7 protein-coding genes, 4 tRNA genes, 3 rRNA genes and 1 riboswitch are annotated in these 13473 nt (G+C 54.8%); of the genes, 2 read left to right on the forward strand and 12 right to left on the reverse strand.

The annotated features are described in order from the left end of the window. Positions 1 to 15 precede the first annotated feature (15 nt). The 9 genes from KB892_RS24840 to btuB form a co-directional block, all read right to left on the reverse strand. Positions 16 to 91 (reverse strand) — tRNA-Trp (locus KB892_RS24840). A 53-nt stretch (positions 92 to 144) separates the two neighbouring features. Continuing rightward, positions 145 to 221 (reverse strand) — tRNA-Asp (locus KB892_RS24845). A gap of 57 nt (positions 222 to 278) precedes the next feature. Then, positions 279 to 394 (reverse strand): 5S ribosomal RNA (gene rrf, locus KB892_RS24850). A gap of 97 nt (positions 395 to 491) precedes the next feature. Continuing rightward, positions 492 to 3393, reverse strand: a 23S ribosomal RNA gene (locus tag KB892_RS24855). Between the two features lie 169 nt (positions 3394 to 3562). After that, positions 3563 to 3638 (reverse strand) — tRNA-Ala (locus KB892_RS24860). A 36-nt stretch (positions 3639 to 3674) separates the two neighbouring features. Further along, positions 3675 to 3751 (reverse strand) — tRNA-Ile (locus KB892_RS24865). Between the two features lie 69 nt (positions 3752 to 3820). Continuing rightward, positions 3821 to 5360, reverse strand: a 16S ribosomal RNA gene (locus tag KB892_RS24870). Together the 16S, 23S and 5S rRNA genes with 4 tRNA genes alongside form the textbook arrangement of a ribosomal RNA operon. 396 nt (positions 5361 to 5756) lie before the next feature. After that, on the reverse strand, positions 5757 to 6608 hold the full coding sequence (gene murI, locus KB892_RS24875; protein WP_002883026.1) for a glutamate racemase: 852 nt from the start codon (positions 6606 to 6608) through the stop codon (positions 5757 to 5759). Continuing rightward, entirely contained in the window at positions 6553 to 8391 is a 1839-nt protein-coding gene (gene btuB, locus KB892_RS24880) for a TonB-dependent vitamin B12 receptor BtuB (protein ID WP_002883025.1), read from the reverse strand. Before btuB ends, murI begins: the two co-directional genes overlap by 56 nt. Positions 8392 to 8455: 64 nt before the next feature. Next, positions 8456 to 8643, reverse strand: a riboswitch (cobalamin riboswitch). Positions 8644 to 8757: 114 nt separating this feature from the next. Between btuB and trmA the strand changes: the two genes are divergently transcribed. Then, positions 8758 to 9858: a tRNA (uridine(54)-C5)-methyltransferase TrmA gene (gene trmA / locus KB892_RS24885; protein ID WP_002883023.1), complete on the forward strand. Its 1101-nt coding sequence runs from the start codon at positions 8758 to 8760 to the stop codon at positions 9856 to 9858. A gap of 51 nt (positions 9859 to 9909) precedes the next feature. On the opposite strand, the gene KB892_RS24890 is transcribed toward trmA, so the two are convergent. Together KB892_RS24890 and fabR are read right to left on the reverse strand one after the other, a co-directional pair. Further along, entirely contained in the window at positions 9910 to 10269 is a 360-nt protein-coding gene (locus KB892_RS24890; RefSeq protein ID WP_002883021.1) for a YijD family membrane protein, read from the reverse strand. Positions 10270 to 10284: 15 nt separating this feature from the next. After that, positions 10285 to 10920, reverse strand: a complete 636-nt coding sequence (gene fabR / locus KB892_RS24895; protein WP_004151856.1) for an HTH-type transcriptional repressor FabR — start codon at positions 10918 to 10920, stop codon at positions 10285 to 10287. Between the two features lie 196 nt (positions 10921 to 11116). Here fabR and sthA point away from each other — a divergent pair, with 196 nt between their 5' ends. Beyond that, complete coding sequence (gene sthA, locus KB892_RS24900; RefSeq protein ID WP_002883016.1) at positions 11117 to 12517, forward strand: Si-specific NAD(P)(+) transhydrogenase; 1401 nt, start codon at positions 11117 to 11119, stop codon at positions 12515 to 12517. On the opposite strand, the gene oxyR is transcribed toward sthA, so the two are convergent. Beyond that, a complete protein-coding gene (gene oxyR, locus KB892_RS24905; protein WP_002883015.1) occupies positions 12500 to 13417 on the reverse strand; it encodes a DNA-binding transcriptional regulator OxyR in 918 nt (305 codons plus the stop codon). The two genes, sthA and oxyR, sit on opposite strands and share 18 nt — an antisense overlap. Positions 13418 to 13473: the final 56 nt, after the last annotated feature.

Here is a 13473-nt window from a genome sequence, read left to right on the forward strand (position 1 = left end):
AAGGATTCTTATAAATGGCAGGGGCGGAGAGACTCGAACTCCCAACACCCGGTTTTGGAGACCGGTGCTCTACCAATTGAACTACGCCCCTAAAATTTTCTTACCACTAAGCCTGCTATTTGAGCAGGCTTAATGTTAAATAAGTGGCGGAACGGACGGGACTCGAACCCGCGACCCCCTGCGTGACAGGCAGGTATTCTAACCGACTGAACTACCGCTCCACCGAATTTCTTCGCTTTATTACCACCAGTTGTCACCCCGGCTTACTGCAATTTGATGCCTGGCAGTTCCCTACTCTCACATGGGGAGACCCCACACTACCATCGGCGCTACGGCGTTTCACTTCTGAGTTCGGCATGGGGTCAGGTGGGACCACCGCGCTAGTGCCGCCAGGCAAATTCTGTTTTATCAACACGTCTCACCGACGTATCGATTAATCTGTATCAGAGCTGAAAATTCTCTCAAATCCGCCAAAACATCTTCGGCGTTGTAAGGTTAAGCCTCACGGTTCATTAGTACCGGTTAGCTCAACGCATCGCTGCGCTTACACACCCGGCCTATCAACGTCGTCGTCTTCAACGTTCCTTCAGGAGACTTATAGTCTCAGGGAGAACTCATCTCGGGGCAAGTTTCGTGCTTAGATGCTTTCAGCACTTATCTCTTCCGCATTTAGCTACCGGGCAGTGCCATTGGCATGACAACCCGAACACCAGTGATGCGTCCACTCCGGTCCTCTCGTACTAGGAGCAGCCCCCCTCAATTCTCCAGCGCCCACGGCAGATAGGGACCGAACTGTCTCACGACGTTCTAAACCCAGCTCGCGTACCACTTTAAATGGCGAACAGCCATACCCTTGGGACCTACTTCAGCCCCAGGATGTGATGAGCCGACATCGAGGTGCCAAACACCGCCGTCGATATGAACTCTTGGGCGGTATCAGCCTGTTATCCCCGGAGTACCTTTTATCCGTTGAGCGATGGCCCTTCCATTCAGAACCACCGGATCACTATGACCTGCTTTCGCACCTGCTCGCGCCGTCACGCTCGCAGTCAAGCTAGCTTATGCCATTGCACTAACCTCCTGATGTCCGACCAGGATTAGCTAACCTTCGTGCTCCTCCGTTACGCTTTGGGAGGAGACCGCCCCAGTCAAACTACCCACCAGACACTGTCCGCAACCCCGGTCAGGGGCCAACGTTAGAACATCAAACATTAAAGGGTGGTATTTCAAGGTTGGCTCCACGCAGACTGGCGTCCACGCTTCAAAGCCTCCCACCTATCCTACACATCAAGGCTCAATGTTCAGTGTCAAGCTATAGTAAAGGTTCACGGGGTCTTTCCGTCTTGCCGCGGGTACACTGCATCTTCACAGCGAGTTCAATTTCACTGAGTCTCGGGTGGAGACAGCCTGGCCATCATTACGCCATTCGTGCAGGTCGGAACTTACCCGACAAGGAATTTCGCTACCTTAGGACCGTTATAGTTACGGCCGCCGTTTACCGGGGCTTCGATCAAGAGCTTCTCCTTACGGATAACCCCATCAATTAACCTTCCGGCACCGGGCAGGCGTCACACCGTATACGTCCACTTTCGTGTTTGCACAGTGCTGTGTTTTTAATAAACAGTTGCAGCCAGCTGGTATCTTCGACTGGTCTCAGCTCCATCCGCAGGGACTTCACCTACACACCAGCGTGCCTTCTCCCGAAGTTACGGCACCATTTTGCCTAGTTCCTTCACCCGAGTTCTCTCAAGCGCCTTGGTATTCTCTACCTGACCACCTGTGTCGGTTTGGGGTACGATTTGATGTTACCTGATGCTTAGAGGCTTTTCCTGGAAGCAGGGCATTTGTTACTTCAGCACCGTAGTGCCTCGTCATCACACCTCAGCCTTGGTTATCCGGATTTGCCTGGATAACCAGCCTACATGCTTAAACCGGGACAACCGTCGCCCGGCTAACATAGCCTTCTCCGTCCCCCCTTCGCAGTAACACCAAGTACAGGAATATTAACCTGTTTCCCATCGACTACGCCTTTCGGCCTCGCCTTAGGGGTCGACTCACCCTGCCCCGATTAACGTTGGACAGGAACCCTTGGTCTTCCGGCGAGCGGGCTTTTCACCCGCTTTATCGTTACTTATGTCAGCATTCGCACTTCTGATACCTCCAGCATGCCTCACAGCACACCTTCGCAGGCTTACAGAACGCTCCCCTACCCAACAACACATAGTGTCGCTGCCGCAGCTTCGGTGCATGGTTTAGCCCCGTTACATCTTCCGCGCAGGCCGACTCGACCAGTGAGCTATTACGCTTTCTTTAAATGATGGCTGCTTCTAAGCCAACATCCTGGCTGTCTGTGCCTTCCCACATCGTTTCCCACTTAACCATGACTTTGGGACCTTAGCTGGCGGTCTGGGTTGTTTCCCTCTTCACGACGGACGTTAGCACCCGCCGTGTGTCTCCCGTGATAACATTCTTCGGTATTCGTAGTTTGCATCGGGTTGGTAAGTCGGGATGACCCCCTAGCCGAAACAGTGCTCTACCCCCGAAGATGAGTTCACGAGGCGCTACCTAAATAGCTTTCGGGGAGAACCAGCTATCTCCCGGTTTGATTGGCCTTTCACCCCCAGCCACAAGTCATCCGCTAATTTTTCAACATTAGTCGGTTCGGTCCTCCAGTTAGTGTTACCCAACCTTCAACCTGCCCATGGCTAGATCACCGGGTTTCGGGTCTATACCCTGCAACTTAACGCCCAGTTAAGACTCGGTTTCCCTGCGGCTCCCCTATACGGTTAACCTTGCTACAGAATATAAGTCGCTGACCCATTATACAAAAGGTACGCAGTCACACCCGAAGGTGCTCCCACTGCTTGTACGTACACGGTTTCAGGTTCTTTTTCACTCCCCTCGCCGGGGTTCTTTTCGCCTTTCCCTCACGGTACTGGTTCACTATCGGTCAGTCAGGAGTATTTAGCCTTGGAGGATGGTCCCCCCATATTCAGACAGGATACCACGTGTCCCGCCCTACTCTTCGAGTTCACAACCTGTGCATTTTGGTGTACGGGACTATCACCCTGTACCGTCGGACTTTCCAGACCGTTCCACTAACACACAAGCTGATTCAGACTCTGGGCTGCTCCCCGTTCGCTCGCCGCTACTGGGGGAATCTCGGTTGATTTCTTTTCCTCGGGGTACTTAGATGTTTCAGTTCCCCCGGTTCGCCTCGTTAACCTATGTATTCAGTTAACGATAGTGCAACGAATTGCACTGGGTTTCCCCATTCGGACATCGCCGGCTGTAACGGTTCATATCACCTTACCGACGCTTTTCGCAGATTAGCACGTCCTTCATCGCCTCTGACTGCCAGGGCATCCACCGTGTACGCTTAGTCGCTTAACCTCACAACCCGAAGATGTTTCACTTCTGATTGCGAAAATTTGAGAGACTCGAACACACATTAACTGTGTGTCGTTTCAATTTTCAGCTTGATCCAGATTTTTAAAGAGCAAAACTTCGCAGTGCACCTTTTCAGGTTCACTCTGAAGTTTTCTTGTGTTCGCAGTAAAGATGGTGGAGCTATGCGGGATCGAACCGCAGACCTCCTGCGTGCAAAGCAGGCGCTCTCCCAGCTGAGCTATAGCCCCATCGTTTGCAACCTCTTCAAATTTGCTTCGCAAATTTGGTAGGCCTGAGTGGACTTGAACCACCGACCTCACCCTTATCAGGGGTGCGCTCTAACCACCTGAGCTACAAGCCTGTAGAGGTTTTTACTGCTGTTTTTCATCAGACAATCTGTGTGAGCACTGCAAAGGCAGGTTCTTTAAGGTAAGGAGGTGATCCAACCGCAGGTTCCCCTACGGTTACCTTGTTACGACTTCACCCCAGTCATGAATCACAAAGTGGTAAGCGCCCTCCCGAAGGTTAAGCTACCTACTTCTTTTGCAACCCACTCCCATGGTGTGACGGGCGGTGTGTACAAGGCCCGGGAACGTATTCACCGTAGCATTCTGATCTACGATTACTAGCGATTCCGACTTCATGGAGTCGAGTTGCAGACTCCAATCCGGACTACGACATACTTTATGAGGTCCGCTTGCTCTCGCGAGGTCGCTTCTCTTTGTATATGCCATTGTAGCACGTGTGTAGCCCTGGTCGTAAGGGCCATGATGACTTGACGTCATCCCCACCTTCCTCCAGTTTATCACTGGCAGTCTCCTTTGAGTTCCCGGCCGAACCGCTGGCAACAAAGGATAAGGGTTGCGCTCGTTGCGGGACTTAACCCAACATTTCACAACACGAGCTGACGACAGCCATGCAGCACCTGTCTCACAGTTCCCGAAGGCACCAATCCATCTCTGGAAAGTTCTGTGGATGTCAAGACCAGGTAAGGTTCTTCGCGTTGCATCGAATTAAACCACATGCTCCACCGCTTGTGCGGGCCCCCGTCAATTCATTTGAGTTTTAACCTTGCGGCCGTACTCCCCAGGCGGTCGATTTAACGCGTTAGCTCCGGAAGCCACGCCTCAAGGGCACAACCTCCAAATCGACATCGTTTACGGCGTGGACTACCAGGGTATCTAATCCTGTTTGCTCCCCACGCTTTCGCACCTGAGCGTCAGTCTTTGTCCAGGGGGCCGCCTTCGCCACCGGTATTCCTCCAGATCTCTACGCATTTCACCGCTACACCTGGAATTCTACCCCCCTCTACAAGACTCTAGCCTGCCAGTTTCGAATGCAGTTCCCAGGTTGAGCCCGGGGATTTCACATCCGACTTGACAGACCGCCTGCGTGCGCTTTACGCCCAGTAATTCCGATTAACGCTTGCACCCTCCGTATTACCGCGGCTGCTGGCACGGAGTTAGCCGGTGCTTCTTCTGCGGGTAACGTCAATCGCCAAGGTTATTAACCTTAACGCCTTCCTCCCCGCTGAAAGTGCTTTACAACCCGAAGGCCTTCTTCACACACGCGGCATGGCTGCATCAGGCTTGCGCCCATTGTGCAATATTCCCCACTGCTGCCTCCCGTAGGAGTCTGGACCGTGTCTCAGTTCCAGTGTGGCTGGTCATCCTCTCAGACCAGCTAGGGATCGTCGCCTAGGTGAGCCGTTACCCCACCTACTAGCTAATCCCATCTGGGCACATCTGATGGCATGAGGCCCGAAGGTCCCCCACTTTGGTCTTGCGACATTATGCGGTATTAGCTACCGTTTCCAGTAGTTATCCCCCTCCATCAGGCAGTTTCCCAGACATTACTCACCCGTCCGCCGCTCGTCACCCGAGAGCAAGCTCTCTGTGCTACCGCTCGACTTGCATGTGTTAGGCCTGCCGCCAGCGTTCAATCTGAGCCATGATCAAACTCTTCAATTTAAGTTTGATGCTCAAAGAATTAAACTTCGTAATGAATTACGTGTTCACTCTTGAGACTTGGTATTCATTTTTCGTCCGAGGACGTTAAGAATCCATGTCACTTTGAGTGCCCACACAGATTGTCTGATAAATTGTTAAAGAGCAGTTGCAACGCGGCTTTCAGCTCACCGTTGCGAGGTCCCGTATAATACGTTTTCCTCATTCAGAGTCAAGCCCTTATTTTGCTTTTCTCTGTCAGTTTTTAGCGCTGAACTTCACCGCTAAAATCCTGCTGACCCGGCGGCTTGCTTGCCGTTGTTCCGTGTCAGTGGAGGCGCATTATAGGGAGTTCTGAGACGTTGACAAGCCCTGTTTTCAAAAAATTATTCAACCGTCTCTTTTTTGTGCAAAACGCCCTTAGAGCGGTAATTTTTCCAGCGTCGAGAAGCCATAGCGACGCAGAACGGGTAAAAGCTGTTCTGTTTCTGCCGTCAGCGCCATGCAGAATGCTTTATTCTCGTCGCTGGACTTCGCATCCGGCGCTTCATGCTCTAACAGCCAGGCGGTGCGACGGGCAATCGCCGCGCCAGAATCGATCAGCCGCGTGCCTTCCGGCAGAACGCGCTGCAGCTCCTCCTGTAAAAGAGGAAAATGGGTGCAGCCCAGCACCACCGTATCCGGCGGCTCCTGCATCCGCAGCCACGGGCGCAGGATACGGCGCAGCTCTTCTAACGGCACAGGCTCGCCGTGCAGCTTCGCTTCCGCCAGCTCCACCAGCTCCGCCGACCCCAGCATTTCAATCCGACATTCATTGGCAAAGCGGTCGATCAGCTCACGGGTATAAGGACGCTTTACGGTACCGCGCGTCGCCAGCAGGCCAACAATGCCGTTCGCCGTTAAACGGGCGGCGGGCTTGATCGCCGGCACCACGCCAACGACGGGGAAAGCGAACTTTTCACGCAGGGCAGGCAGGGAGACGGTACTGGCGGTATTGCAGGCGATCACCGCCAGCGCCAGGGGATAACGCTGCTGGACAGCGGTGACGATTTCCACAACGCGCTCAACGATAAACTCCTCGCTCTTCTCGCCATAGGGGAAGGCAACGTTATCGAAAGCATAGATGTAATGCAGATTCGGCAGCAGCTGCCGAATCTCATTATAAACCGACAACCCACCGACGCCGGAATCAAACACCAGCACGGTGGGACGTGGATCAGAAGGTGTAGCTGCCAGACAAGGTGTATTCCCGTCCTGCAGATTGGTAGCCATAAACTGTCTCGTAATCTTTATCGAACAGGTTGGCTATTTTACCACGAACTGTCAGGTGTGAGGTGACGGGATACGATAAACCGACATCCCAGAGGCTCAACCCACCCATATTGACGGTACGCGAGTTGTCGTAGTCATAATCGTAACGCTTGCCGATGTAGTGATACGTCACATCCCACCCCAGATCGTAGACCTGGCCGTTCAGCTCGTATTTCACCTGCTGCTTCGCCCGGCGATAGAGGATCTTATTGGTTTCATCATCGCGAGGGTCAACATACTGCAGCGTCAGATGGTGCTCCACCGGCCCGGTGGTTATATTCCCCGTCCACTCGAGCCCCTTAATCGTTGCCGACTTGACGTTGTAATAGGCGTTGTTGTCGTAATCGATGAGGTTTTGAATCTCATAGCGATACGCGGAGAGGCGCCAGTCGACCGGCCCCGTTAACCCTTCAAGGCCCGCTTCCCATTGCTTCGACTCCTCTGGCTTCAGATTCGGGTTAGAGGCGATGCCAAAGCGTTCTGCGCCGTACTGCTGCCCGAGGGAGGGGGCGAGGAATCCTGTGCCGTACGAGAGCGTTGTCCGATAACCGTCGATAAATTCCCAGCCTGCGGCCGTCTGCCAGGTACCGTGCCAGCCAAACTGCTCGTCATGATCCTCACGGCCGGAAGCTTCCAGCGTCACGCTGTCAATCTGCTGCTGTCCCGTCAGATAAAGACCGGTGGTGTCACGCTTATACACGTCGGTACTGGTCGTTCCGCTGGATTTCAGCTTCTCTTGTTTCCAGTCAACGCCGCCGCTCACTGCCCCATGGCCTACCACAACATTATTTCCCCACTGGATATAGCGCTGTTCCATATCATCCAGGGTGGTGCCCGCGGCATAGCGGCCAGCGTCGCTGCTGTAGTTGTAATCTTTGATGCGCTGATAGTTAGCAATCAGCTGGGAGGAGTAAATTCCGGAGTGGTAGTGCAGACCGGTATCCCAGGATTGGGTATAGGATTGATCTTCATCGTTTCCACCTGCGTAGCCCCAGTTACCCTGGTCATAGTCAGCGTTGGCGGAATAACCATAGCCGCGGAAGAACCCCGAGAAGTTGTCATCGAACTGATGCTGTACCCCGCCCCACAGCATTTTATTGCGGTAGCCGTCGCGATCGCTGTCGCCGCTGTAAGAGGAATTCGGCTGGACGTTAAACCCTTTGGTGGTCTGATAGGCGCCAGCAGCGGTAACCAACGTATCGCCAAACCGCTTGTTAAAGGCGCCGTCATAGGACTGATAGCCGTTCGTACCCGCGCCGGCGTTGATCTGCGAACGCTCAGCGTCGGTCATGGTGATGATGTTCACCACCCCGCCGATCGCTCCGGAGCCGTACACCGCGGAGCGCGGGCCGCGGATGTATTCCACCCGCTGGACCAGTGAGATAGGGATCTGACTGATATCTACGCCGTTGGAGATCCCAGGACGCGCCATCGGCACACCGTCGATCAGCACCAGCACGTGGCGAGCCTCCGTCCCCCGGACATACAGCGAAGCACTCTGCCCCATGCCGCCGTTGCGGGAAATATCAACCCCGGGAAGACGACGCATCACATCGTTTAAATCTTTGGACTGCCAGCGGTCGATATCATCGCGCGTCACAATGTCGGTCGGCGCCAGCACGGTATTGACCGGTTGTTGAAAACGGTTTGCTGTCACCACTAACGTATCTGAATTGCTATCCTGCGCCCAGCCGGAAAATGCCGTGACGGATAAGGCCGTCATCAGCGAAGCTTTTTTAATCATTGTAAAAGCATCCGAAACAGAAAAAGGATGCCGCAGGTTTTATCATTTGCTCGCGACGATAAAACCCAGTGCGACGTATTCCGGCAGGTCTTCGGGCTTGGAGGCTGTTTCAAGAAATAATGACTTCCCACGGCTAGCCGCAGTGTCTGCACCGAGTGCGCTCATTTCTCACCTTCCTTACCGCTGCGCGTCAGCCCCAGATTTCCACTGGGTTCCCTTTTAACTCACAGGACCGGTAGGCGAATGCTACAATTAGACTCATATAGATGTCCAGACTGCTAATTATATTTCCCGCCACATTCGAGGCTGGACATCCCCGGCGCTTTCCCTACAATCCCCGCGTACTTATTTTATTCAGGATGCATCATGACCCCCGAACACCTTCCTACCGAACAATACGAAGCGCAGCTGGCAGAAAAAGTCGTCCGTTTGCAAACCATGATGGCGCCTTTTGCCGCGCCGGTTCCGGAAGTGTTTCGTTCGCCGGTCAGCCACTACCGCATGCGCGCCGAGTTCCGTCTGTGGCACGATGGCGACGATCTGTACCATATTATTTTCGATCAGCAGACCCGGTCGCGGATTCGCGTTGACAGCTTCCCGGCCGCCAGCGCGCTGATCAATCAGCTGATGACCGCCATGTTGGAGGGCGTACGCAACAATCCCGTGCTACGCCAGAAGCTGTTCCAGATTGACTATCTGACCACCCTCAGCAACCAGGCGGTCGTGTCGCTGCTGTATCATAAAAAGCTGGACGATGCCTGGCGTGAGCAAGCGGAGGCGCTGCGTGACGCCCTGCGAGCCCAGGGGCTCAATGTGCATCTGATTGGGCGGGCGACCAAAACCAAAATCGAGCTCGATCAAGACTATATAGATGAACGCCTGCCGGTTGGCGGGCGGGAGATGATCTACCGTCAGGTGGAAAACAGCTTTACCCAACCGAACGCGGCCATGAACATTCAGATGCTGGAGTGGGCACTGGATGTCACCAAAGGGGCGACTGGCGACCTGCTGGAATTGTACTGCGGCAACGGTAACTTCTCGCTGGCGCTGGCACGTAATTTCGATCGCGTATTGGCCACCGAAATCGCCAAACCGTCGGTGGCGGCGGCGCAGTACAACATCGCCGCTAACCATATCGACAACGTGCAGATTATCCGCATGGCGGCGGAAGAGTTTACTCAGGCGATGAACGGGGTGCGGCAGTTCAACCGGCTGCAGGGTATCGATCTGCATAGCTATCAGTGCGAAACCATCTTCGTCGATCCACCGCGCAGCGGGCTGGACAGCGAGACGGAAAAAATGGTGCAGGCCTATCCGCGTATTTTGTACATTTCGTGCAACCCGGAAACGCTGTGTCGCAATCTGGAAACGCTAAGCCAGACGCACAACGTTACCCGGCTGGCGCTGTTCGACCAGTTCCCGTATACCCATCACATGGAGTGCGGCGTCCTGCTGACCCGCAAATAGGCCCAAAAAAACCGGCAACGTCATATTGCCGGTTTTTTTACCACTGGCGGCTTACTCGGCTGCGGTATCTTTGCGGTTACGCATCTTGTAGCCGATCCAGAAGACCATCGCGACGGACAGAACGGCCGGGAAGAAGTTAGAACCGATATCCGGGTACTCCGCACGCACGACGGTGCTGTACAACAGCACCCCGAGAATAAAAAAGGCGGCGGCCAGGCCCGGTAGCCCAACGGGCATACTGCGATTCTGATAGCGCTGATGCAGACAGTAGACCGTCAGCAGCAGGGATAAAATGGGGAAGACGGAAAACGGAACTATCGAACTGAACAGCGCCGCAAAGGCGCCATTAATGGATAACCCGGCAATCAGCGCCAGCAGCAGCGTACCTTTATCTTGAACTGAGTGTTTCATTGCTCGTCCTTCACGTTATTCGGAATGATGTGACATTTTTTCTTGTTCACGGCGATACCAGTAATACGCGCCTTTCGAGATCATTCGAAGCTGCAGTACCAACCGTTCCTCCAGCTGCCGGCGCTGCTCAGGGCCGACATCCAGCGCTTCCGCGCCAGCGCTAAAAACGATGGTGACCATAGCTTCAGCCTGCGCTTCGGTAAAGGCGCGCGGCATATGGTTTTCGAGTTCTAAATAGTCGGCGAGTTCCGCAATAAAGTGCTGGATCTCGCGTGCGACGGCGGCGCGAAACGCCGCAGAAGTTCCCGAGCGCTCGCGCAGCAGCAGGCGGAAGGCGTTCGGGTTGTTACCGATAAATTCCATAAAGGTGGAGACCGAGGTGCGGATCACGCTGCCGCCTTTGGCTATCCGCTGGCGCGCCTGGCGCATCAGCTGGCGCAGCATCAGTCCGCTCTCATCGACCATCGTCAGGCCCAGCTCATCGACGTCGCGAAAATGACGATAAAAGGACGTCGGCGCGATCCCTGCTTCCCGGGCCACTTCACGCAAGCTCAGGCTGGCGAAACTCCGCTCAGCGCTAAGTTGACTGAATGCCGCTTCCACCAGCGAACGGCGGGTTTTTTCTTTTTGTTGTGCTCTTACGCCCATCACGATGTATGAATCCTTCCAATAGCCCTGCTGGCACTATACCAGAGATTAAAACTAATCGGTTTGCCCTGGATTGTGAATGATTGTTTACGAGCCGTTTCTGCTTTTATGCTGCAAAAAAGCACAACGATAATTGGGTTAAAGCGCAGCGAATGTTATCATCGTGTTTATTTTATGTATAAAACAGGTGAGTAATGCCATGTCACACTCTTGGGATTATGATGCAATAGTGATTGGTTCCGGTCCTGGCGGGGAAGGCGCCGCCATGGGACTGGTGAAACAGGGAGCACGCGTTGCCGTCATCGAGCGCTACCATAATGTCGGCGGCGGTTGCACCCACTGGGGCACCATCCCGTCGAAAGCCCTCCGCCATGCCGTCAGCCGTATTATCGAGTTTAACCAAAACCCCCTCTACAGCGACCACTCCCGCCTTCTTCGCTCTTCTTTCGCCGACATCCTTAACCATGCCGACAGCGTCATCAACCAGCAGACTCATATGCGCCAGGGATTCTATGAGCGCAACCACTGTGAAATTCTGCAGGGCAATGCCCACTTCGTGGATGAGCATACTCTGGCGCTGGAGTGCCATGACGGCACGGTCGAGACTGTGACCGCGGAGAAATTCGTTATCGCCTGCGGATCGCGCCCCTACCATCCGGCGGATGTCGATTTCCACCACCCGCGCATCTATGACAGCGATTCGATTCTCAGCCTGCAGCATGAGCCGCGCCATGTGATCATTTACGGCGCCGGGGTGATCGGTTGTGAATATGCGTCGATCTTCCGCGGCATGGAGGTGAAGGTCGATCTGATCAACACCCGCGATCGTCTGCTGGCCTTCCTCGATCAGGAGATGTCAGACTCGCTCTCTTATCACTTCTGGAACAGCGGCGTGGTTATTCGCCACAACGAGGAGTATGAGAAAATTGAAGGGGTGGATGACGGGGTGATCATGCACCTGAAGTCCGGCAAAAAGCTGAAGGCCGATTGCCTGCTGTACGCTAACGGCCGCACCGGCAACACCGACACCCTGGCGCTGGAAAATATCGGTCTGCAGACCGACAGCCGCGGTCAGCTGAAGGTCAACAGCATGTATCAGACCGCCCTCCCGCACATCTATGCGGTTGGCGATGTCATCGGCTATCCAAGCCTGGCTTCTGCCGCTTACGATCAGGGACGCATTGCCGCCCAGGCGCTGGTGAAAGGCGAAGCCTCAGCGCATCTGATTGAAGATATCCCGACCGGGATCTATACCATTCCGGAAATCAGCTCCGTCGGGAAAACCGAGCAGCAGCTGACGGCGATGAAAGTGCCGTATGAGGTGGGCCGCGCCCAGTTTAAACACCTGGCGCGGGCGCAAATCGTCGGTATGAGCGTTGGTACGCTGAAGATCCTGTTCCATCGTGAAACCAAGGAGATCCTTGGCATTCACTGCTTTGGCGAGCGCGCGGCCGAAATTATTCATATCGGCCAGGCGATCATGGAGCAGAAAGGCGGTGGCAACACCATTGAGTACTTCGTCAACACCACCTTTAACTACCCGACCATGGCGGAAGCGTACCGGGTTGCCGCGCTGAACGGCTTAAACCGCCTGTTTTAACGCCTTGTCGAAATGGCCATCCATCGTGCCGCGGATGGCCTCCGCCAGATGTTCATAGCGGCTGCGCAGCGGGGAGCCTGGACGATAAACCAGACCGATGGTGCGTCTTGGCTCTGGCTTAATGCACGGCAGGTAGACTACGCCATCGCGTTTTCTCTCCTGCGGCACCGCCAGCGCCGGCAGCAGGGTAATGCCGCTGCCTGCCGCCACCATATTGCGCAGCGTTTCCAGGCTGGTCGCGCGGAAGTGGGTATCCTCATCCGCCCCCGCTTCAAAGCAGAAGCCCATCGCCTGATCGCGCAGACAGTGGCCATCCTCCAGCATCAGCAGCTTTTCACCGGCCAGATCCGACATCGGCACCCGATCGCGGTTCGCCCACGGATGATCTTCATAGATAGCCAGCATCATCGGCTCATCGAACAGCGGCACCTCGATAAAGGCCTCGCTCTCTTTGACCAGCGCCAGGATGGCGCAGTCGAGCTTACCGCTGTCGAGCTGAGCCAGCAGCTGATGGGTCTGCGCTTCGTGCAGATACATTTCCAGCTTCGGGAAGGTCTGATGCAGCATCGGAATGATGTGCGGCAGCAGGTACGGGCCAATTGTCGGGATCAGGCCGATATGCAGCGGCCCGGACATGGTTTCCCCTTGTTGGCTTGCCATTTCCTTGAGCACTTTTACTTCGCGTAACACGGTACGCGCCTGATCCACCAGCAACAGCCCCGCCTGGGTAAACAGAACCTTACGGCTGGTGCGCTCCAGCAGCATGACGCCAAGCTCATCCTCCAGCTTGCGGATCTGTCCGCTGAGCGTCGGTTGGCTCACATGGCATGAGTCAGCCGCCCGCCGGAAGTGGCGGTGTTCGGCGAGCGCTACCAGGTATTCAAGATCGCGAATATTCATTATTCATCCTCCATCGCCACGATAGTCCATGGCGATAGATAGCATAGCAACGAACG

This window comes from Klebsiella sp. P1927 (genome assembly GCF_018204675.1).
Taxonomy (GTDB): Bacteria; Pseudomonadota; Gammaproteobacteria; order Enterobacterales; family Enterobacteriaceae; genus Klebsiella; species Klebsiella pneumoniae.